The organism is Duganella sp. GW822-FHT06D06, from assembly GCF_058799615.1.
Genome location: NZ_JBXALQ010000003.1, coordinates 521,136 through 544,540, shown reverse-complemented (window position 1 = coordinate 544,540; position 23,405 = coordinate 521,136). Strand labels below are relative to the sequence as shown.

Sequence of the window (23,405 nt, the reverse complement as noted above, 5' to 3'; positions counted from 1 at the left end):
AGGCTACTCCTTGATCAGCTGATAGCCCAGGCGGTACACGGTTTGCAGGCAGGAGCGGCCGTCGGCGATGGTGCCGAGCTTGTGGCGCAGGCTGCTCAGATGGACGTCGATATTGCGGTCGAAGCGCGCCAGCGGCCGGCCCAATCCCTGTTCGGACAAGGCGTTCTTGCTGACCGGGCGGCCGGCGTTGCGGGCCAGCACTTCGAGCAGGTTGAATTCGGTGCTGGTCAGCTCCAGCTTGTTGCCGGCCCAGGCCGCGCGACGCTGTTCCGGCCACATGGTCAGCTGGCCCACGGTCAGCGCGGCCGGAGTGCCGTTGTCGAGCGGCGCACTGTGCGCCCGGCGCAGGATGGCGCGGATGCGGGCGGTCAGCTCGCGCGGGGTGCAAGGCTTGGCCACGTAGTCGTCGGCGCCCAGCTCCAGGCCGACGATGCGGTCGGTATCGTCGCCGCGCCCGGTCAGCATCAGGATCGGCAGCTGGCTGTTGGTGCGGATGCGGCGCAGCGTCTCCAGGCCGTTCATGCGCGGCATCATCACATCCAGGATGGCGATCGAATACAGGCCGGTGAAGGCTTCGGCGGTACCGGCTTCGCCGTCGTGCACCATTTTGACGTCGAAACCTTCCTGTTCCAGGTACTCCTTGAACATGCCCACCAGTTCGACGTCGTCGTCTATCAGCAGTACTTTGCTCTTCATGCCGCGCGTTTCTTTCTATGTCGATGAGCCGATCATAACAGCCCCGCAGCCGCATTCGGCGGTCTTTTACCCCGTTTTACAACGCATTGCTCGAAGCCAATCGGGTGTCAAAACGGCCATCTTTACATCGATTTACCGGGGGCTTACGGCGCTTTACACGGGGCGGCCAGAAAATGGCTACTCCCCCTACCAACCAAGGATTGTTCGCATGAAAACCCCAAGAACCAGCTTACACAATATCTTGCTGGCTGCCGCCGTTGCGTTGCCGCTGCTCGCCGGCGGCGGCGCCGCCCGTGCCGACGACCTGGGCGACGATGCCGGCCGTGCACCGATGATGAAGCAGGGCGCCGAGCACGACGCCGAACACGACAGCCCGGAGCATGGCGCCGGCAACCGCGGTCCCGGCCCTGGATTCCACGGCGGACTGCCACCGTTTGGCGGTCCCCATATGGGCATGGGCGGCCGTCCGCCGTTCGTCCACGGCATCGAGCTGAGCGAGGCGCAGGAGGACAAGGTGTTCGCCATCCTGCATGCGCAGGAGCCGTATTTGCGCGATCAGGGCAAGGCCGCCGCCAGGGCCCACGAAGTGCTGCGCGCGCTGGGTAGCGCCGAGCAGTATGACGATGCCAAGGCTGCGGCGCTGGCCAAGGATGCCGCGACGGCGATGGCCAACCTCACCTTGCAGCATGTGCGCACCGAACAGAAGCTGCTGGCCGTGCTGACTCCCGAGCAGCGCAAGAAGCAGGCGGAGGGCCAAGCCCGCCGCATGCAGCGTCTCAGATAGCACCGACGCCAACACCCAGCTGGCGGCCTTCCTGCAAGCGTTATCGACCAAGGCAGGCGACAGCGGCACCAGCGGCAACCTGGTCAACACCTCAGTTTAAACAAGGAGCAAATATGCAATCCCACGATGACACCCACGAACATAGCCTGGCGGCCGACCTGAGCGCGATGCTGAACCTGGCCAGCGACCGTCGCCAGACCTTGCGCTGGCTGCTGGCCGGCGCATCGGCGCTGCCGGTGCTGGGCTGCGGCGGAGGCGGCTCATCGGCTGACAGCAGCAGCGCGAGCTCGGCGACGACCACCACTACGACCACCACCACGACCACCACCCCGAGCGGCACCTGCGCGGTGATCCCCGAGGAAACCGGCGGCCCGTATCCGGGCGACGGCACCAACAGCAACAGCAGCGGCGTGGTCAATGTGTTGACGCAGTCGGGCGTGGTGCGCAGCGACATCCGCAGCAGCTTCAACGGTCCGACCGGCGTGGCGGCCGGCGTGCCGCTGACCGTCAAGCTACAGATCGTCAACGCCAGCGGCAGTTGCGCGGTGCTGTCCGGCTATGCGGTCTACCTGTGGCACTGCGACCGCGACGGCAACTACTCGCTGTACTCGAACGGGGTCACGGACCAGAACTACCTGCGCGGGGTGCAGGCCAGCGACAGCAGCGGCAACCTGACGTTCCAGACCATCTTTCCGGGCTGCTACGCGGGCCGCATGCCGCATGTGCACTTCGAGGTTTATCCGACGCTGGCCAAGAGCGCCAGCGCGGCCAACCGCATCAAGACCTCGCAGTTCACTTTCCCGATGGCGACGCTCAACGAGGTCTACGCCACCAGCGGCTACAGCACCAGCGTGCGCAACCTGGCGCAGATCAGCTATGCCACCGACAACATCTTCAGCGACGGCTATTCCCTGCAGATGGCGACCGTCACCGGCAACGTCACCGACGGCTACGTGATGACGCTGACGGTGGGCGTGGCGGGTTGATCGCAGCGCCCGCATCACCCCATGAAGCCAAGGTTGCGGGTGCTGAAGTTGCCGATATTCGGGAACACGTCGGCGATCTGCGTGGCCGACAAGCCGAACCAGGTGGCCAGCGTGGCGCCGTACTGATCGACCGAGGTGGTCGGCAACAACGCACCGGAGCCGACGTCGAGGTTGTGGCCCAGGCCGGTGACCGGCATGCTGCCGTAGATATTCTTGCCCTTGACCGCGCCGCCCATGATGAAGTGGTGCGATCCCCAGCCGTGGTCGGTGCCGTCGCCGTTGCTGGTGAAGGTGCGGCCGAAGTCGGAGGCGGTGAACAGCGTCACCTGTTTGCGCATGTCGATGCCTTGCAGGCTGGCCATGGCGCCATCGAAATAGGCCATCGCGTGGGCCACCTTGGCCAGCAGGTCGGCCTGGTTGCGCGCCTGCGCATCATGGTTGTCAAAGCCGCTGAGGCTGACATAGAACACCTGGCGCTTGAGGCCCAGTGCGCTGCGGCCGGCGATGACGCGGGCGATCGTCTGCAACTGGACCGCCAGCGGATTGACGCCGCTCGCACCGGTGTTTGGATTGATGTAGGGGAGCGGGTCGGGTACGCCGCCGGCGCCGGCGGCGAGCATGGCGCTGCTCAATGCGGCCTGGGAATCGATGGCGCGCGCGGTGACCGCCGCGTGCTCTTTCATGAACGGATTGCTCTGGACGCCGGCCACGATCTGGCGCAAGGGATTGGCGCCGGTCGGCACGCCGAACAGACTGTCCGAGATATGGTAGATCGGCATCGCCGAAGTGCCGCTGAGCTGGTATTGGCGGGTGGCGCGGCCGCTCAGGAACAGGGCGTTGCCGGCGTTGGAGATGCAGGTGAAGTTGGCGTTGCTGTTGGCGCTCATCATCATGTCGCCCAGGCGGCCGCCCCAGCCGGTGCCGCCCGCCTGTTCGGTCTGCGACGACTGCCACATGGCCTGCTGATCGTTGTGCGAGAACAGACTGTCGGGCACGGCGGCACTGCCGGCGCGGTACTCCGTGAGGGTCAGCGGGGCGACCAGCGTGCCGACGTTGGCCAGCACGGCAACCCGGCCGGCGTCGAACAAATCCTTCAGCGGTCGCAGCGCCGGGTGCAGCGCGAACATGCGGCCCGCCTGCGGTGGGGTCGGCACGATCGGCAGCACGCCGCCGACGGCACCCATCGCCGGCAGCGCGATAGAGCTGCTTTGCGCCGTAACGCGCACGCGGCGGTACTCGTTCCACGAGGTGCTGTCGGTCGCCAGCACGGTGTTGAAATGGTCGTTGCCGCCGTTGAGGAAGAGACAGACGATGGCCTTGTAGTCGGTCGCGCCCTCGGCGGCGGCGTTGCTCATGGCCGCCAGGTTCAGCGTGAACGGCACGGCGCTGCCGCCGGCCATGGCCAGCATGCTGCCGACGAAGCGGCGACGGGATGGGGATTCGGAATGCATAACTGGGTCCTTTTATCGTTGCGCGAGGTATTCGGGTGAAGCCATGGCCAGGTAAATGGTCAGGTAGACGCGGTTTCTGCGTGCGGCATCGACTTTGAGGGCGTTGGTGCTGTTGACCGGGGGCACGTTGATCGTGTTGAGCGCGCCGATGATTTGATTGCGCAGGGTGCTGGACATGGTGCCGCTGAACAGCAGCAAATTGATGCGGTCCACCAGGCTGGCCGGTTGTGAGGTCAACGCCATTTCGGCGCTGTAGTCGGCCTTGACGTCGCGGCCCACGCCGACGCCGTTGGGAATCGCCAGTTGCATGTAGTTTATGTAGCCGGTCACCGATGGCTCCCCGGTGATCTGCATTTCCGGCGCCGTCATGCCGAGCGCCGACAGCGAGGTGTTGGGCGGCGTGTAGGACGGACGGAAGAAATTGAATACGGACGGCGGGCGCAACGGCGTCTGGCCGATCGAGCTGATCGGATCCTCCGTGCTGTTCAGCTGGAAGCGTCCGTTGGCCGGCCTGGCATTGAATGCCCGCATCCAGTGCGCCAGGCGCAGCACCGGCTCGCGCAGTTTTTTAGGGCTGCCGCTATCGGCCGCCTCGGGGTCGAGCAGAATCGCGCCGATCACCGCGCGCATGTCGCCGCGCACGCCTTTGCCGTTGTTGGCGAAGGCCGCCGCCACACGAGCCACATAGGCCGGGCTTGGGTTGCTGCTGACCAGGCGCTGGATCAATTGCCTGCCAATGAACGGGCCGACGTTCGGATGCTGGAACAAGGTGTCTAGCGCTAACTTGAGTTCGCTTTCGCTGTTGCCGCCGCTGACGTTGGTGCCGAGGAAGCTCTTGGGCGAGGTTGAATGATAGGCCGCGTAGTTTTGCATGGGGGTCCAGTCGCGCGCGGGATCCGCAGTGTAACCGTAGAAGCGGTTCAGGGACTGGTCCGGGCCGGCCCAGCTCCAACCGGTGAATACCTTGGCCAGGCCGGCAACGTCGTCATGGGTATAGGTGGCGATGGGCTTGCCGTTCCTGGTTTTCGGGCTGCCGTCCACATTGAGCTGGTGCAGGCCGATAGTCATCAGTTGCATCAGTTCGCGGGCGAAGTTTTCGTCCGGCAGGCGGTCGCCGGTCTCTCTCTGGTTGGCCATGTGGGACAGGTATAGGCCCATCATCGGATGCAGTGTCACCCCTTGCAGCAGGTCGCGGAAATTGCCGAACGCGTTCTGACCCAGCATGTCGTAGTAGCTGGCGACCCCGGCGGGGCGGGAGCCCAGGCCGGTGTCGACCAGGGACACCACAAAAATCTGCGACAGCGCAAAAGTCAGGCGTTGACGTAGCTGGTCGTCGGCGGTGACGGCCTGCTTCCAGAACGATTCAAAGACTTGATTTTGGGTCAGCGAGGTGCCGGCGGGCAGTTGTGCCGCCATGCCCTGCACATAGCTGCGGTGCAGCGTCTGCGGCTTGCGGAACTGTTCGGCAAGCCAGTTCGCCTTGGTGCTGGCGGTCAGCGCGTCGATACTGCCCGCGGTGGGGCCGAATGTCGCCTGGGCGAGGAACTGCGCCGCCGCGGCCGGCGTCAACGCCGGCCCGGTCGGAACGGATGGCTCGACCGGCATCGCCTCGGTGGGTTGGGTGCTCAGGTCGCTGCCGGGCGAACCGCCGCCTGGCAGTCCGCCCAAACTGATGCGGGCGCGGGTCTGGCTCGGGTTGGCGGGAGTGTCACCGCCAGCGGAGCCGCCGCATGCGGCGACTCCCAAGGCCAAGAACAGCCCGCTTGCTAGTTTCAGAAAGATGAACTTCATTCTTCTCTTGCCTCTTGGAATGACCAAAGCGGCGATTGTAAAAGACCTTCACTTTCAAGTAGAGATTCATTTCAATTCCGCGCAGCAATGGTTGGAAATATGAGCGAAGAAGAGAGGAAAAGCAGCAATTTTGGGAGAACTTACCGCGATGTAAATAAAAATTCTTTCCCGAATGTGTTACATCACTGCAACGCAGAGGTATGAATAATGAAAAAAAAGACAGCGGAGCTGTCTTTTTTTTCGTCCTTTTGTTGTCTTTAAGTTGGGTTATTGCCTGACGCAATCGACAAAATAACCGCGCTTGCCATCAACTTCGCGCTTGACCAGGCCGTGCACATCGGTCTCGAAGCCCGGGAAGCGCTCGTTGAAGTCGCGCGCGAAGCGCAGGTAGTCGACGATGGTCTTGTTGAAGCGCTCGCCAGGGATCAGCAGCGGGATGCCCGGTGGATAAGGCGTCAGCAGGATGGACGTGATGCGGCCTTCCAGCTCGTCGATGGCGACCCGTTCGATTTCGCGGTGCGCCATCTTGGCGAAGGCGTCCGACGGCTTCATGGCCGGGATCATGTCCGACAGGTACATCTCGGTGGTCAGGCGCGCCACGTCGTAGGCCTTGTAGAAGTCGTGGATCTGCTGGCACAGGTCGCGCAGGCCCATGCCTTCGTAGGTCGGGTTGGCGGCCGCGAATTCCGGCAGGATGCGCCACATCGGCTGGTTCTTGTCGTAATCGTCCTTGAACTGCTGCAAAGCGGTCAGCAGCGTGTTCCAGCGTCCCTTGGTGATGCCGATGGTGAACATGATGAAGAATGAGTACAGGCCGCACTTCTCGATGATCACGCCGTGCTCGGCCAGGTACTTGGTGACGATGGACGCCGGGATGCCGGTCTCGGCGAACTTGCCGTCCAGCGACAGGCCGGGGTTGACGATGGTGGCCTTGATCGGGTCCAGCATGTTGAAGCCCGGCGCCAGCTTGCCGAAGCCGTGCCAGTCGTCCTCGGCCTTGATGATCCAGTCTTCCTGGGTGCCGATGCCTTCTTCGGCGAACTCCTGCGGGCCCCACACCTGGAACCACCAGTCCTTGCCCCATTCCTGGTCGATCTTCTTCATCGCGCGGCGGAAGTCCAGCGCTTCGAGGATCGATTCCTCCACCAGCGCGGTGCCGCCCGGCGCTTCCATCATGGCCGCGGCGACGTCGCACGAGGCGATGATCGAGTACTGCGGCGAGGTCGAGGTGTGCATCAGGTAAGCCTCGTTGAAGGCGTCGCGGTCCAGCTTGACCGATTCCGATTCGCGCACCAGCACCTGCGAGGCCTGCGACAGGCCGGCCAGCAGCTTGTGGGTGGACTGGGTCGAGAAGATCATCGACTCCTTGGCGCGCGGACGGTCCTTGCCGATCGCGTGCATGTTCTTGTAGAAGTCGTGGAAGGTGGCGTGCGGCAGCCACGCTTCGTCGAAGTGCAGCGTGTCGATCCGGCCGTCGAGCATTTCGCGCAGGGTTTCCACGTTGTACACCACGCCGTCGTAGGTCGACTGGGTGATGGTCAGGATGCGCGGCTTCTTGTTCTTGGCTTCGCGCGCGAACGGGTTGGCGTCGATCTTGCGCTGGATGCTCTCCATCGTGAACTCTTCCAGCGGGATCGGACCGATGATGCCCAGGTGGTTGCGGGTCGGCATCAGGAACACCGGAATCGCGCCGCACATGATGATGGAGTGCAGGATGGACTTGTGGCAGTTGCGGTCGACCACGACGATGTCGCCCGGCGCCACCGTCGAGTGCCAGACCATCTTGTTCGAGGTCGAGGTGCCGTTGGTGACGAAGTAGCAGTGGTCGGCGTTGAAGATGCGGGCGGCGTTGCGCTCGGAGGCGGCCACCGGGCCGGTGTGGTCGAGCAGTTGGCCCAGCTCTTCGACGGCGTTGCAGACGTCGGCGCGCAGCATGTTTTCGCCGAAGAACTGGTGGAACATCTGGCCGATCGGCGACTTCAGGAAGGCCACGCCGCCCGAGTGGCCGGGGCAGTGCCACGAGTAGGAGCCGTCGTTGGCGTAGTGCACCAGCGCACGGAAGAACGGCGGCGACAGGCCGTCCAGGTAGGACTTGGCTTCGCGGATGATGTGGCGCGCGACGAACTCCGGGGTGTCCTCGAACATGTGGATGAAGCCGTGCAGTTCGCGCAGGATATCGTTGGGGATGTGGCGCGAGGTGCGGGTTTCGCCGTACAGGTAGATCGGGATGTCGGCGTTCTTGTAGCGGATTTCCTCGACGAAGGCGCGCAGCGACTTCAGCGCGGTGTCGGTTTCTTCGACCGAGCCGGCGCCGAATTCCTCATCGTCGATCGACAGCACGAAGGCCGACGCGCGCGACTGCTGCTGGGCAAACTGGGACAGGTCGCCGTAGCTGGTCACGCCCACCACTTCCATGCCTTCTTTTTCCATTGCATCGGCCAGGGCGCGAATACCCAGGCCGGACGTGTTCTCAGAACGGAAATCCTCGTCGATGATGACGATGGGGAAACGAAATTTCATGCATGTCTCCAAAAAAGCAAGCCGCCCCTGACTTGTGTGGAGGGGCGGACTAGGGCGCGACCGCCTACCGGGCAGCCGCAGAAAAAAAATAAGAACGGGATTCTCGCAGAAATGGGGCCGCTGCGGGAAAAAAATATTGCATAAATCCGGACAAGATTGCCGCAATACTATGACGACGGTATTACACCGGGAGTGTAACCGTTAGTGCCCGACCGCGCCGCCGCCCAGTTTGGCCAGTATCTGGCCGACCGGATCGACATGGAACCAGGCAAACGTGCCCAGCGCAATGCCGACGCCGGCCACGCCGTAGGCCAGGCCCATCATCCATTTCTTGCGGGTCAGCAGGGTGATGGCGGCCAGCGAGATGGCGATCTGCTCGGCGGTGGTGGCCAGCGCCCACTGGTGGTGGGCGTGCATCGCCTGGTCCGATTTGTGGTTCCACTCTTTAGAGGATTCCTCCCACTTTTCGGCTTCCTTCTTGATGTCCTCCTTCTCCGACTTGTAGCGCGCCATGTCGGCCTCGTACTTCTTCGGATCGATGCCCGGCAGCGACATCGCCAGCTCGGCCAGGTTTTGCTTGCTGGACTTGGCCTGGTAGTAGTTCCAGCTGTTGGCGGCCTGGGTCTTGTCGATCGCTGCGTTGTTCTTGAACAGCGCCGCGTCGTTCTGCGTGGCGCCGCCCAGGTAGCCGAAGGTGGCGCCGACCGTGGCCAGGATGGCCGTCATGACGGCGATGTTGTTGGAAAAACCGTCGCTGCCGTGGGCGGCGTGTTCGACCGCGTGATCGTGCGGTCCGTGTACGTGAAAACCATCTCCAGACATCTTGTTTAATTCCTCTCGGTAGGGGTGGACGGGGTGGCGCGCCGCCAGTCGACGATGGCGTAGCGCAGGCCACTGGCCGCTTCATATTCCTGGCGCTCGCCTTGCACCCATTGTGCGCGGTCCAGCTCGGGGAAGAAAGTGTCGCACTCGAAACTGGATGCGATCTCCGTGATGACCAGGCGGCTGGCCAGCGGCAAAGCCTGTTCGAAGATCTGGGCGCCGCCAATGATAAACAACGGCTGCTCGCCCGCCAGCGCCAGCGCGGCCGGCAGCGAGTCCACCGCTTCCACGCCCGCATGGCGCCAGTCGGCGTTGCGGGTGACGACGATGTTGCGCCGGTTGGGCAGCGGCCGGCCGATGGAATCGAAGGTCTTGCGGCCCATCACGATAGGGTGGCCGCTGGTCAGGCGCTTGAAGTGCGCCAGGTCCTCCGGCAGGTGCCAGGGCAGGGTGTTGTCGAGGCCGATGCCGCGCTGGGCGTCGATGGCGACAATGATGGTGATTTCGTTCATAACAATTGGCAAACAACCCACTGGAAATTAACTGGTGTAGCGGCGCGGGATCGCGGCAGCCGTCATTATCGTTCAAATTTTGATACAGAGGAAATTGCATGGCTGGCATGGTTGCGATGAAAGATAGGCAGCCCTGCCACGTAGCGTTGTTAATTTACTGCTCGGCAAGAAAAAGCGATGGCGAATCCGCCAATGTGAGTTTTCGAGAGAATTGTCGGGTCCGATTCCACGTATTGTAATCCCAGCCAAATCGGACCTATAAAAAAAGCCAGGAGGGTTTATGTTCGCCAATTTAAGCATCAAAACGCTGGTGATCGGAGCGCTCGGCGTGCTTCTCGCGCTCATGCTCGCCAACGGCGCCATGGGCATCTACAGCGCCGACCAGTCGGTCGGCTTGCTGCGCAATGTCACCGTCAACGACCAGAAAAACACCGCCGAGCAGAACGCCATCCGGCTCGACATGGAACTGGGCCGCAGCCAGATCCTGCAAGCCTTGCAGCACAATCCGGAGCTGGCCTGGTCCAAGCTGCACGATCACGCGCTGACGGTGCACTTCGACCAGATCGACCAGATTTCGACCCGCATCGGCAAACGCTGGGAAGGCTATCTGGCCAAGCTCAGCTCGCCCGAGCAGAAGAAGCTGGCCGAAAAATGGTATGCCGACAGCGCCGGCCTGGGCGTGGAAAACGTGCGCGCCGCCAGCGCCGCGATCCGCAACAGCCAGTGGGACGAGGCCGAGACCATCCTGATCAAGAAGATCAATCCGGGTTACCGGGTGGGCGACGTGGCGCTGAAGGCGCTGGTCGAGTTCGACACCGGCCGGGCGCTGGCCAACGAGGCCGAAGTCAATTCCCGCCTGAGCACGTCCAGCTACACCAGTTTCGCGATCCTGATCGTCGGCCTGGGCCTGGGCATCGCGGTGGGCATGGGCCTGCTGCGCGCCATCGTCGTGCCGCTGGCGCAGGCCACGGACATCGCCACCCGGGTGGCGGCCGGCGATCTGACGGGCCGCAACGAAGTGCGCGGCGACAACGAGATCGGCATCCTGCTCAGCGCGCTGGACAAGATGAAGGACAATCTGGCCGGCATCGTCCATGAAGTACGCGGCAGCACCGACACCATCTCCAGCGCCTCGCGCGAGATCGCGGCCGGCAATATGGATCTGTCCAAGCGCACCACCGACCAGGCCGGATCGCTGGAGCAGACCGCGAGCTCGATGGACGAACTGACCAGCACCGTCAAGCAGAACGCCGACAATGCCCGCCAGGCCAACCAGCTGGCGCAATCGGCGTCGGAGGTGGCGGTGCGCGGCGGCAGCGTGGTGGCCCAGGTGGTCGACACCATGGGCTCGATCAACGATTCGTCCAAGAAGATCGTCGACATCATCGGCGTGATCGACGGCATTGCCTTCCAGACCAATATCCTGGCATTGAACGCCGCCGTGGAAGCGGCGCGCGCCGGCGAGCAGGGACGCGGCTTCGCGGTCGTCGCCTCCGAGGTGCGCAACCTGGCCCAGCGTTCGGCCGGGGCGGCCAAGGAGATCAAGGAACTGATCGGCGATTCGGTCGACAAGGTGGAGAGCGGCGCCAAGCTGGTCGACCAGGCCGGCGCCACCATGCAGGAAATCGTCACCAGCATCCAGCGCGTGGCCGACATCATGGGCGAGATCACCCAGGCCAGCCAGGAACAGACTTCCGGGTTGGATCAGATCAATGGCGCGATCGGGCAGATGGACGCCATCACCCAGCAAAACGTCGCGCTGGTGGAGGAAGCCGCCGCCGCGGCCAGCTCGCTGCAGGACCAGGCCGGGGCGTTGACGCAGGTGGTGAGCATCTTCAAGCTCGATGGCGGCGCGCACCACACCGCACCGGCCGTACCGGCGGCGCGCCCCAGGGCGCATGCCCGCGCCGCCGCGCCGGCGCGCCAGCTGCAGTCGAGCGTCAAGGCCAAGCCGGCCAAGCCGGCCACCGCCCCCGCAGCGGCCAAGTCCGCCGCCAGGCAGCCAGCGATGGCCGGCAGCGAAGGGGAGTGGGAAGAGTTCTAAGCCAGGGTTGGACGTTACAGCGTTGCTCCGGGTTAGGGCGCGGTGGCCGCGAGCGGAGCAGCTATCCCGGCCGGTGTCGACGCCGAACGCGCAGCTGAAACCCTACAACCGCGACAGGTGGCGTCGGTAAAACGCGATCTTTCCCGGCCATTTTTTTGTATAGTACGTGGCGTTTGCTGGCGCATCGTGATGTTTCTGGCTGAACAAATAGCCTAAATTGGTCAATACGAGTGAGACTGAAGCTTACTGTATGTAAAGAAGCACGTCCACGGTCTTTCGACTCCTGCTACCGCTTGCCGAACCGTTTCGGCTCACGTCTAGCTATTTGCAATTTCCTTCAGTCTCACCTGCGTTGGATACTTAGACCTTTCCCTAGGTGGTAAATATAGCTACGCGTTTTAAAAAAAACATTTCAAGCATCTGGTAGTTGTGAAGATTGAACTATTTGTTACGAACCTGCATAATGTGAAATGCTTTCTTAATTTTAAGCTTGTATGCTGGAATTCACTATGCGGATATGAAAAAAACAAATATTGGTAAAGTCGTACGGGTGGACACGAGGGAGGCAAAGCTGAAACGCCAACTCAGACGGCACCTAGCCGGGTTGGGGTTTACTCGCACTCAAGAAGGGAACTTGATTGCACCGGGTAGAAGCAAACAGGCCGTTCGCGAACTTCACGCAGCCCAACGTAAAGAAATACTCGTGAATCAGAAGGCGTTCATTGAAAAGAATCTGCCCAAACTTTCGCACTACTTTGCCTCCGGAGTAGATGTGGTCCCTGAGAAGATACAGCCCGTTTTGGAGCTAGTAGAGGGAGTTGGTTGGCAAGCGAAGCTTTTCCGACTTGCAACGATGACCTGGTCGGTGCCGGTCTCGGCGGGATTTGGAAGGCGACTTCGTTTTCTGGTTTGGGATAAGAGCAATAATAAGCTAATTGGCATAATGGCAATAGGAGACCCAGTATTCAATCTTGGAGTAAGAGACCAGTTGATTGGGTGGACCGGCGAAGACCGTAGTGACAGATTAGTGAATATTATGGATGCATACGTCCTAGGGGCATTACCTCCCTACAATCGTCTGTTATGCGGAAAACTCATTACATGTTTATTGCGCAGCCGTGAAGTTTACAAAATATTTCAGCGGAAATATGGAAAAGAGCAAGGAATAATATCTGGAAAATCAAAGCGTGCAAGGCTGCTAGCGATTACCACGACCTCTTCCATGGGACGCTCGTCTGTATATAATCGATTACGGTTAGACGGAACCCCCTATTTTTCGAGCATTGGGTACAGCGGTGGATGGGGACATTTCCACGTTCCAGATAAGCTCTTTGCGGAGATGCGTGCTTTCCTTCGTGAAAAGGGAAGTAAGTACGCAGACTTACATTCATATGGCGATGGTCCCAATTGGCGGATTCGAACAATTCGCGATGCATTGAGTAGATTGGGATTTAAGGGTGACCTTCTGAAACATGGAGTTAAGCGAGAAGTATTTATTTCTTTCTTAGCCGAAAATGCATCCGAGATACTGTGCGGGAAGCGTGTCGCTGCGAATTTCGAAAATTTGCGAACCGTTAAGGAAATATCTGCGGCGGCCTTGATAAGGTGGGTTATCCCCAGGGCGAACAATCAAAAAGAATACTTGGATTGGAATTCTTGTCAAATAAAAGACCTTATATTTGGAAAGCCCGTAGCTCAACCATCGATGATTGCTAAGGCATAAATATGGACCGGGCCGTCGATACTCAGTCTCGAAGCATTGTTTACGCGGTTCAGGCACGCCAAGGTAAGAACTACAATTGTGAACACTGCGGTAAGCCAGTCCAGTTGACCAAACCATCTGACTACATGGTACAACATTTTCGCCATGAGAAAGGGGTAGCAACTCAAGCTAGTTGTGACTTGTATATCGCGAGTAGAGGGTCTTATTATGAGCAACTTCTTGCTGACCGACTTGAGATTGGCTGCGTTTCACCATTTTCTATATCTCTAGGACTCTTGGTTTACCCGAGCCGCAACGTGTGGTCTTTACAAATATCAGTCCGCTCCGAAGAATATTTTGTCGTGCGTGTTATGGTTGAGCTTGGCGGCAGGCAGAACCATATTGATATTTCTGGGAAAGGTAAGACCGAAGTCTTACTGGCGGACCCCAGTCAACATCCTTATCGAATTTTGTCTGCAAACGGTGAAATTGTTGAAGAAAGTACTGACAATTCAACACCAGGAATTTCGAAAAATTTAGCCACTGTGTTCGGGCCATTTGGCAGGATGGAAGGTCGAGCTGCCCATCGTGCTAATAAACTTATTGGCGGAAAATCGTACGCATTAATTTGGCCTGCGAATTTAACTGTAGCAATTCCGCTAGAAGTTTTAAGTTTTGAGCTGGACGAAACGCACGAGTACTTGGCGGCGGTAATTTCTATTCCGGAGCATGTCAGCGACGAACTCGAAAGTTGGCTAGTGCGAACAACCGGACTTCAATACGAACCCGGACATCAATCTATTTCTCTACTGTGGCCACCCCCGTTAGACTCCCTAACCACATCTCACATGGTTTTATGCGATTGGACACCAGTTTTATTGCAGATAAACGGCGGATGCCAGGGAGAGTTGCTGAGCGCCACTTACGAGCCCGATAGTGGCGAAGTTCACTGCATAGCCACCGAAGATGAGGGAATCTATTTCGCAGACATTAGCGATGCGCGTGGTGCAAATTTCACCTCGCCAGACGATAAGGCTAGCATATTTCTAGAACTGAGAACTCTACAAGTCGAAACTGGGTCGCAAGTTGTCATGGAATTTGAAATAAATAAAACCACAATTTTCTCATTGTCGATATTTGACTCTCAAACCGAACATTGGATTAGTGAAGTTCGGCATGGGCGCACAAAAATTAGGAGTATCCTATTGCCGCCAGGCGGGACTGCCATCATTTCAATGCGTCTGAACGGACTTTGGTCTGAAATATTTAGATTTTCTGGAGATAATGCTAGCATATCAGCTACTCCCTGCCCAGTGGCTGACGATGATATTAATAAATTATCGGAAATTTTGAAAAATTCAAATGCCGAACTTCTCGTTGATTTTGGAATATTCGGACGCCTCTCTTGTACTGAAATTTCTACTCTTAAAAGAATAAATGGAGAGGCGGAGCTTTCTCTTGAGCTGAGAAGTAGAATTCGATTTTACCTATCTCAGCATCCTGCGAATAAGTTTAGGGCCCTAAGTCTTAAGTATCAATCGGACCTTAACTTGATTAAAGAATTTCATCGCTGCACCGCCACCTCCGAAACTCAAGCAATTCGGAATTTGATTGCTAATGCCCTTGCTCTAAATTAGGTTTTTAAATGACTAAATTCTATCCTGTAGAGGCGAAAATTCGCATCTCTCGTCTCGGCGCAGATGCAGTTACAAAATTTTTCGACAAGGTCCCTAAGGAGTCTCGGGCTGATTTCTTCGCGGGTTTACCTATACGGAACGGATTTCGTCCCAAGAATCCCGATGAATTAGTACGTCGTGTCAATGCGTTGATTAAGGTTGTTTCTGACGAAGACTCAGCTACTGCTAAGAATCATCGTGTGGAATGGAATTATGTGCAATCGACCTGGCGCATTCATAGTCGAGGGGTGCAGGGGGGGAAGTTTTCGAAAGTGATTGATGAGGCATTAAACTCAAATCTCAGCGCCGAAGATTTTTACAACAAGATTGTTTCTACGGCTGGAGATGACGGAATTTGTAGGAAAGACATGGAGGAGTTACTTCAGTTCGGTCCATTTCCAGAAGTAAAAAATGAAATTGAAAGGGCTGCAATTCTTCCGACTTCCAAACAATTGGAGGAAAAAAGAAAGTTAGGTGCGCTTCCAAGTGCCGTAGAGGACCTTAAAAGCAGCGTTGTAAAGATTCAAGCAAAGCTCCAGGAAATTGCATTTTGGTCGGATAGTGCAAAGACCGCTATTGAGCGCTTTGGCGAACTCCCCGAGCGTTTTGATGAGATTGTGGTCACTGTACAAGATAGTAAAGAGAAACAGGATAATTTATCTGAGCGGGCTGAAATTTTCCTAAAGAATTACGCAGAGATGAAAGTTGTTCTGGATGATATCGTACAACAGTCATCCGATTTAGATTTTCGAAATAAATCGCTTCAATATGAAATTGAAAGCCTATCCGCCAAATTTGCCGAAAACGAAAGACGGGCCAGTATTGCAGAGGCTGATTTTAAAAAGCGCATGACTGAATTTTCTCAAGGAGAAAATTTGGATGAGTTGCGTAGTGAGGTTATGCGACTCAAGGAATCATTTTTACAGATGGAAGTATCAAATAAGGAAATGCAAACGCTTCGCACTTTAAACTCAACCCTGATTCTGGAGCGCCCTAATTCAGTGAACGGAACTGTAGAGGTTTGGAAAATTATTGATTTAAAGCTGAATCAAATCTCAAAACCCATTGCTAAGTTTTCGGATTTTGTTGAATTATTAGAAAAAAATTACCGCGCAGTTGGGGTGGAAAATACGCATGCCAAAAAGATTTCAATAATAGTTACCACCGCATTGGTATGTGGGCAGGCCGTACAGTTTTCAGGCTCGCTCGCTGACCCAATTCTTGATGCAACTTGCGTATCTATTGGAGCTCGATATTTAAATTGGGATGTTCCTCTCGGATTATATGATAGTAGTCAGAGTGAGAAAATCATTAAGGAAATGGTCGAAAACTCTGAAATTTCTTGCGTAGCAATTCGTGGTGCGAACAGGAGTGCATTTGAGATTTACGCAGATAAGGTCCGAAGAGCTGTGATTGGGCGCAGTCTTATGCCTGCGTACCAAGAAAAGTACTTCCCCATCCTTTGCTCCATCTCGGATGGACCTGGGACTATGCCACCAGACTTAACGCTTTCTCAACTTGGCCCCGTGATAAATACTGACGAGTATCGGTGGACGGCTAGACGAGGGGAGCTTAAACCGGGAAAGAAAAATTTCAGTGATTGGTCGAGTCTTGCAGAAAAGAAGAGGACTTCTGAGGTTCAGGATGTTCTAAGTGTCGCTGGACAGCTTCCTATTTACGTGAATCCTTTATCCAGAGTATTGCTTGAGCAAGCTTTGGAGGTCTTGCTAATAAACTCGGGGTTAGAGTGGGACACCGCATTGGAATATTTAATTTTGGCATGGGTGGCACCCCATTTGCGTTGCGGATTGCTGAGCAACCAAGAGGTGGAAAATGCCCTATCCGAGTCAATGGTCGAGGTCCACGGGAAGCAATCTATAAAAGCACTATTTTCACTTGCATAACTACTATGACGCTTGAAAGCATCAGCCGTGAAAAGTCGTATATCCTACTGACAGAGGAGCTCGGCTTCTCCGGAGGGGCGGAAACTATCCGGAATGCGATATTTGCTGAGCACATCCGGAGTGCTGTATATGGCCATTCCGGGATATATAAAACTGGAATTTCTTCGTTAAAGCTTTCTTCGCTGTTAAGAAAAAATTTGGGATTTTTATCCGAAGAACGATTTTCATTCGAAGATGAAATAGAAATACTTAAAGATTTTGGGGAAATTTACAAATATGGCGGCTCTCATTGGCTACCGGTAGCCTCGTATGGCGTACGCATTAATGACGCGGCTGCTTTTATTATTTCTGGCACACCAAGTAAAATTCTATCGAGTATTATTGATTTTCCAGTTAAAAGTATCGGCCACGTTCGCATCATTACGGGTGATTTTTCAAGGTTGAACAAACTAATAATTCGAGAGTTTGTTAATTGGATAGGCATACCGTACAAAGATTTGAATGAATGGGCTATTCAATTTTGTAAAAATGCTGAGAACCTAATGGAGTCTGATATTCCACCTGGGGACTTTATTTGGTATAACGGAAGACGATGGAGTTCCTTAGATGAAGCTGATAGTTCTCGTTCGGAAATTTTATTGGCTCGGAGGTCGCATTTTTGGGTTAACGAGTATTGTTTAATAAAATGTCGGATGCGTAACGGTGCAATCTATCCTGACCAGTTTGTTAAGATTAATTACGATGATGCAAAGCGGCTGCAAATAACTCGTAGTCAATGGAAGAAGATAGATGTTTATGTTGAGAATGAATTTTTTTGTTTTTCAATAAAAATAAAACTTCCATTTCCCGAACGTAAAATATTGTCACTTGGCCAGAAAAATATTTCTTTGGCAGAGAATGGAGTTTTGTACCGATTTTATAAAGAACTTTGGCCTTTGGTTGAGATTTCTCTTAAAAATCTTGGATTTCAATTAAATTACAAAAAAAGGTAAGTATGACTAAGTCAAATTCTACACAACAGTTTGGCGTTCATCAGACTGTAGAACGACTCCATTCAGAACTTAAAGACTATATTGAAGCTCAGTATCACATTAGGGACGAAAGCTTAATCAATGAGAGAAAAAGACTTCTCGAAAAAAAAGGAGTAATCGCCCAAACGGCCTATTTGGAATGCACGCCGGTGTACAAACTGGATAATGAGTTCAAAAACATTCCGCTGCCCGTGACTGCTCAGGAGGTTTTGCATAAAATTGCGGAGTTGAAAGCCGGAGTTTATAACCCACCTTATGTTCATCAAGCGACCGCGCTTAAGGAATTTTTTAGTGACCTGCCCAAGGATTTGTTGGTCGCTACCGGTACTGGCTCCGGGAAAACAGAAAGTTTCCTCATGCCTTTGGTCGCAAAATTGACAATTGAGAGCGCCAGCAGTAGCGCCTCAAAGAATTTGCCGGGTATTCGAGCAATTCTGTTGTACCCAATGAATGCGCTTGTAAATGACCAACTTGGGCGAATTCGAAAGCTCCTCGGAAATGAGGAAGTAAACAGCCTAGTTTCGAAAGGGAGGAGCCGTCGTGTTCGTTTCGGAAGCTATATAGGTCGTACACCTTACGCTGGACTTCGAACGGACAAAAAAGATCAAAATTTGATTGCACCACTTTTCGAAAATTTCTACTTTAGGATTTCGAAAAAACGTAATGTTCTTGATGAGTTAATTAGCATGGGACGGTGGCCCAGCAAGGACATGGAAGGTTTCTTCGGTAAGGCCGTTGACGAAAAAAGGTCGAAAAATTGGAAAGACCGCCTGAAGACGCAGATTTCTGACCGTGAGCTCCTTACGAGGCACGAGATGCAAAAGGAATGCCCAGACATTCTGATTACCAACTACTCTATGCTTGAGTACATGCTGATGCGGCCTATCGAGAATCAGATGTTTCAGGATACGGCTGCTTGGCTGGCGGCTAATGATGAAAATGAGTTAGTTATGGTAATTGACGAGGCTCACATGTATCGGGGGGCAGGCGGAGCAGAAGTCGCGCTGCTGATTCGCCGCCTGCTGGCTCGGCTGGGAATTCCTAGAGAGAGAGCTCGATTTATCCTGACCAGTGCGAGTTTGGGTGATGATGAAAAATCAAGGGAAACGATTCAAATTTTCGCAAGGGATTTGACGGGCCTTGGTGTGGATAGCGCTCGGAAGTTTGCAGTTGTAACCGGCACGTTAGAGGCAAGGCAAGGGGCGCGTCCGGCGACTCTTAATGAATATCACGCTTTAGCGGCGGTGGATATCCCAAAGCTGACGAATCACCTGGTCGACGGCGACAGCGCCATGGTTGAGCTAATCAAACTCGGAAATTCATTGGACAGGAAACTCGATAGGGCCCTCCTTCCCCAAGAAGCCCTTTACGAGTTTATTGAAGGCTTCGGTCCAGCCGAACAGCTAATTAAGGAAATTGGCGAGAAGGCCAAATCACTAGCAGACATACAGCAAGCAGTGTTTGCTGATACAAAGATGGATGCAGCAGGCGGAGCGTTGGACGCGTTGGTTGCTCTTTGTTCCATAGCCAAGAAGGGGGAACGACCTTTGTCACCGTTGCGGCTGCATCTCTTTCATAGGGGGCTACCAGGTCTGCACGCTTGCGTTGACCCCAACTGTACTGGTCGCTTGGCAACTAGAAGCGAGCCTACGCTGCTTGGGAAATTGCATTTAAAGCCGCGCCTCCAGTGCGATTGTGCTAGCCATGCCCGGGTCTATGAATTGCTTACGCATCGAGACTGTGGCGTTGCATTTCTGAGAGGCTGGATTGATAGCGAACTAAAATTTGTGTGGAATCTTCAGGATTATCAAGAGGCCGGTGCAAAGAAACCTACACTCTCGGCCGTCGACATTTATCTTGAAGGGGAACCAAAAAACTCAGTCCCAGCGCAACCACGGTGGCTGCACATTACATCGGGGAGTCTGAGCCCGGTAGAGCGGTCAGAGTCAGAAGGTTTTCGAAAGGTCTGGATACCCGAACAGGTCGTGGGTGCAAAAAATGGAGTGCTATTTTCACGCTGTCCGCTCTGTGCTAAGAAAACAACAACTTCAAGTGGCCATTCGAAAATTATGGACCATGTAACCAAGGGGGAAGCGCCTTTCTCGACGCTCGTGCGTGCCCAGATTGAGACGCAACCGCGTGTAAAAGTTCATGATAGATTCCCAAATGGTGGGCGAAAGGTACTGATATTTTCTGATGGTCGGCAAAAGGCAGCTCGGCTGGCCCGCGATATACCAAACGAAGTGGAAGCAGACTTGTTCCGTCAAGTTGTTGCGGTTGCCGATAAGCTCATTAAGAATGCCCTGCCGCTGGAGGAGACTATTCCTACGACGCGAATTCTATACACGGCGTTCATTTCTGCGTTAGCTGATAAAAATTTGGTGATGCTGTCACCGTATAGCGGTGTGGAAACGCATATCGAGAGCTTCAAAGACATTTACGAAGAAGACCTTGGGCAATTCAGGAATTCTCAACTGGAGCCTCATTCTGACTATAAAAAGGCTTTACTAAAATTTTTGTGCGACCCACACTATTCTCTGTCTGGAACGACTATTGGATACGTGGAGCCGACGGCATTCGCTTTGCGACGAATAAATAAAATGTTGGGCGAAATCGGCTTGACCCCTGATGAATTACGTAGCCTAGCTATAGCCTGGATTGATGAGATGCTTAATGAATTTGCATTTGATGAATCAATTAGTGACAATATTCGGCTAAATGCTTATGGTTACCCTTCGGTCAGTTGGGGGAGTGATGGAAAGTTCTCACTTGAGTTTAGAAAAAAATTAATCACATCAAACAAGCTTTCAGAGGCTGTAGTTGAGTCTTTAGAGAAAACATTCCAAAAAATTCTTGCATCCGGCGAAGGTCGATATTTTGTTCTGCCAGAGAACGTAAAAGTGGCCATAGACCTTTCACACTACTGGTGCCAATGTGGTAATTGCACCGCGCTCCAGCCGGTGAATTTTCGCGGCATGTGTGTTAACTGCGGTAGTGAGAGAGTCGAAAAACTAAATCCGGAAACTAATCTTTATTTGAGGACGCGTAAATCCTATTGGCGTTCACCGGTTGAACGTGCAATAAGAGAGAATTCCTCTCTGACAAATCTCTCCGTGGAGGAGCATACCGCCCAACTTTCGAATCGTGATAGAAGAAAGGTTCAATCTACGACAGAGGAGCATGAGCTGCGCTTCCAGGATGTTCTAATTGACGATAAGTCGCGGCCGGTGGATGTATTGAGCTCCACTACCACGATGGAAGTTGGGATAGACATTGGTTCTTTGGTAGCGGTTGCCCTCAGAAATGTTCCGCCACAGCGCGAGAACTACCAGCAACGAGCCGGGCGTGCTGGTCGTCGTGGCGCGGCAGTCTCAGTGGTGATGGCTTTTTCCCAAAATGGGCCTCACGATAGTTACTATTTTAACGCTCCAGAGCGAATGGTGGCCGGTGCTCCCCGTCGTCCAGAGCTTAAAATTGACAACGAAAAAATTGTCCGCCGCCATGTTCACTCGTTCTTGTTCCAGACATACTTTAGAGCTTTTGGGAACATCGCTACGAACGAAGCAATGCTTGGTAAGGCTCTTGGGCCTACTCGCCAGTTCTTTCATTCCGAAGCGCAAGATGTGCCGACCTTCGGTGGCTTTGGTAAATGGTTGACGTCGGAGGTTTCTGACCCTACGAAAGGCCAAGCCCAAGTTATATTGTCCTGGTTGCCGGAAGCTATGAATATCGAAGAAAAGAATCCTGCGGAATGGCTAAACAAAGTACTAATAAATTTACGGAAGACATTGGCTGACCTTCTAGAAGATGTGCCGAAGGAGGAAGGTGAGGCTGACGAGAATGGTGATGCTTCGACCGATGATGACACCTTTGAGCAGGAAGACTTATTGGAGTTTTTATTTTTCCATAATCTTCTTCCGACATACGCGTTTCCCAATAGCTTAAGTAGTTTTCTTGTTGAACGCCGTGACTACTCACGGGGGGAAGAAATTGCAATTGAGCAGATGCCCCAGTTGAGTCGAAACCAAGCACTTAGCGAATATGCGCCCGGCCGGTTAATTGTTATAAACAAAAGAACTTATCGTTCAGCTGGAGTTTTTGCTAGCTCTGTTCCTGGTAGTACTAACCGAGCTGAGAAATTATTTGTTCCTAAAAAGAAGAAGAGTTTAGTTAGCTGTCCAGTATGCTCATATCTATCCGACCCCTTTTGTGCCGATAGATTGCCGCTTGTCTGTCCAGTTTGTGAGTCAGGCCTGGATTCAAAAATCATGATTCAACCGGAAATGTTTGGTCCGGAAAAAGGCCGGGCCTTACGCGACGATGACCGTACTCAGGAGTGGACTTACGCAACTATAGCTCAATATCCTCAACCGACAGAGCAGGAGAATTTTTCTTTTAAGAAATTTAGCCAGAATATGAAATATGTGTTCGCTTCTGATAAGTTACTTGTGACCATGAATGAGGGTATAAAAAATAGCGATGGAAAGTTCGGCGGATTTTATGTTTGTTCAACATGCGGCTGTTCTGAAGTGAATGATAATAAGTCTTTTAAGCCGGGAAGACATACTCGGCCTTACATGTCGAAAGAGAGAAGTGAATGCTCTGGTTCCTTCGAGAACGTTTACCTAGGAAACGTGTTCCGAACCGACCTTCTACTTGTACGATTCGAAATAAAGCAGCCTATATGTAACAATTTAGCGGATGCAGATGTTGTGAGTGTGTTGAATAGTGGTGCATTAAGTGTGGCGGAGGCCTTACGATTGGCAGCAAGCCGACATCCACAACTTGACCTTGACCCGACTGAATTCGGCGCCGGATACCGAATTTTGCCGAGAAATAGGGATGGGTCTGTCTATTTGGACATTTATTTATATGACACATTATCCGGTGGTGCGGGGTACGCCGAACTCGCTAGGAACTACTTTCCTGAAATTATTGAAGGTACGCAATTAATTCTAGATGGTTGTGATTGTGATACTTCATGTACCAACTGCTTGGACCACTTTCATAACCAACACTTGAAGCGGCAACTTGACCGAAAAATTGGCTCGGACCTACTAAAATTTGGCATTAAAGAAAGTATCCCGAGTGCGGCATCTGAAGAACTCCAACGAATTCAGTTGCAACCGCTCCTGGAAAGTCTCGGGCTAGATGGTGTCGGCAATACTTCGATGCGCGGGGGACATGCCAAGTATATAAAAGTTCAACAAGGGGCCAAAATTGCCATAGTCGGCACGACTCCTGCGCTGTTGTATCCTACTGGGGTTATCGAGGAAAAAGGAGGAGTACCGTATATAGGCGTCAGTGAACGTGAACTGTTAATTAATTTGCCTGGATTGCATAAAAAAATCGTTGGGGTACTGAAATAGCGGAAAAATCCACCTGATGTATATTGCCAGAACCATTCCGCCAGAAAATGCTCGGGGAGCTCGGGGGAGATGCCGTGAGTGGTAAAGGGGATGATGCCCCCCCCCCGAAAGCTGGCG

Annotated in this window: 14 protein-coding genes; 8 read left to right on the top strand and 6 right to left on the bottom strand. The window is 54.4% G+C overall.

Going from position 1 to position 23,405, the window contains the following annotated elements:
* Positions 1-3: 3 nt before the first annotated feature.
* A complete protein-coding gene (locus AC1RMD_RS08535; RefSeq protein ID WP_492925562.1) occupies positions 4-696 on the bottom strand; it encodes a response regulator in 693 nt (230 codons plus the stop codon).
* Positions 697-904: 208 nt separating this feature from the next.
* Between AC1RMD_RS08535 and AC1RMD_RS08530 the strand changes: the two genes are divergently transcribed.
* Complete coding sequence (locus AC1RMD_RS08530; RefSeq protein ID WP_492925560.1) at positions 905-1,480, top strand: Spy/CpxP family protein refolding chaperone; 576 nt, start codon at positions 905-907, stop codon at positions 1,478-1,480.
* 113 nt (positions 1,481-1,593) lie between these two features.
* On the top strand, positions 1,594-2,466 hold the full coding sequence (locus tag AC1RMD_RS08525; protein ID WP_492925558.1) for a dioxygenase family protein: 873 nt from the start codon (positions 1,594-1,596) through the stop codon (positions 2,464-2,466).
* A 14-nt stretch (positions 2,467-2,480) separates the two neighbouring features.
* On the opposite strand, the gene AC1RMD_RS08520 is transcribed toward AC1RMD_RS08525, so the two are convergent.
* The 5 genes from AC1RMD_RS08520 to AC1RMD_RS08500 form a co-directional block, all read right to left on the bottom strand.
* Positions 2,481-3,917: a DUF1501 domain-containing protein gene (locus AC1RMD_RS08520; protein WP_492925556.1), complete on the bottom strand. Its 1,437-nt coding sequence runs from the start codon at positions 3,915-3,917 to the stop codon at positions 2,481-2,483.
* Between the two features lie 12 nt (positions 3,918-3,929).
* Positions 3,930-5,708: a DUF1800 domain-containing protein gene (locus tag AC1RMD_RS08515; RefSeq protein ID WP_492925554.1), complete on the bottom strand. Its 1,779-nt coding sequence runs from the start codon at positions 5,706-5,708 to the stop codon at positions 3,930-3,932.
* A gap of 267 nt (positions 5,709-5,975) precedes the next feature.
* The gene (locus tag AC1RMD_RS08510) at positions 5,976-8,228 is read right to left on the bottom strand and encodes an Orn/Lys/Arg family decarboxylase (protein WP_492925552.1); all 2,253 of its coding nucleotides are present in this window, start codon (positions 8,226-8,228) and stop codon (positions 5,976-5,978) included.
* Positions 8,229-8,429: 201 nt separating this feature from the next.
* A complete protein-coding gene (locus tag AC1RMD_RS08505; RefSeq protein WP_492925550.1) occupies positions 8,430-9,050 on the bottom strand; it encodes a DUF4337 domain-containing protein in 621 nt (206 codons plus the stop codon).
* Between the two features lie 5 nt (positions 9,051-9,055).
* Positions 9,056-9,562, bottom strand: a complete 507-nt coding sequence (locus tag AC1RMD_RS08500) for a dihydrofolate reductase (RefSeq protein WP_492925548.1) — start codon at positions 9,560-9,562, stop codon at positions 9,056-9,058.
* A 280-nt stretch (positions 9,563-9,842) separates the two neighbouring features.
* Here AC1RMD_RS08500 and AC1RMD_RS08495 point away from each other — a divergent pair, with 280 nt between their 5' ends.
* From AC1RMD_RS08495 to AC1RMD_RS08470, 6 genes are all read left to right on the top strand, one after another.
* Entirely contained in the window at positions 9,843-11,606 is a 1,764-nt protein-coding gene (locus tag AC1RMD_RS08495; protein ID WP_492925546.1) for a methyl-accepting chemotaxis protein, read from the top strand.
* Positions 11,607-12,123: 517 nt separating this feature from the next.
* Entirely contained in the window at positions 12,124-13,329 is a 1,206-nt protein-coding gene (locus AC1RMD_RS08490) for a Druantia anti-phage system protein DruA (protein ID WP_492925544.1), read from the top strand.
* A 2-nt stretch (positions 13,330-13,331) separates the two neighbouring features.
* Positions 13,332-14,945, top strand: coding sequence for a hypothetical protein (locus AC1RMD_RS08485; RefSeq protein WP_492925542.1), 1,614 nt, complete (start codon positions 13,332-13,334; stop codon positions 14,943-14,945).
* Positions 14,946-14,953: 8 nt separating this feature from the next.
* Positions 14,954-16,888, top strand: a complete 1,935-nt coding sequence (locus tag AC1RMD_RS08480) for a coiled-coil domain-containing protein (protein ID WP_492925540.1) — start codon at positions 14,954-14,956, stop codon at positions 16,886-16,888.
* Between the two features lie 5 nt (positions 16,889-16,893).
* On the top strand, positions 16,894-17,880 hold the full coding sequence (locus tag AC1RMD_RS08475) for a hypothetical protein (protein ID WP_492925538.1): 987 nt from the start codon (positions 16,894-16,896) through the stop codon (positions 17,878-17,880).
* Between the two features lie 2 nt (positions 17,881-17,882).
* The gene (locus AC1RMD_RS08470; protein ID WP_492925536.1) at positions 17,883-23,288 is read left to right on the top strand and encodes a DEAD/DEAH box helicase; all 5,406 of its coding nucleotides are present in this window, start codon (positions 17,883-17,885) and stop codon (positions 23,286-23,288) included.
* The last annotated feature ends 117 nt before the right edge of the window (positions 23,289-23,405 follow it).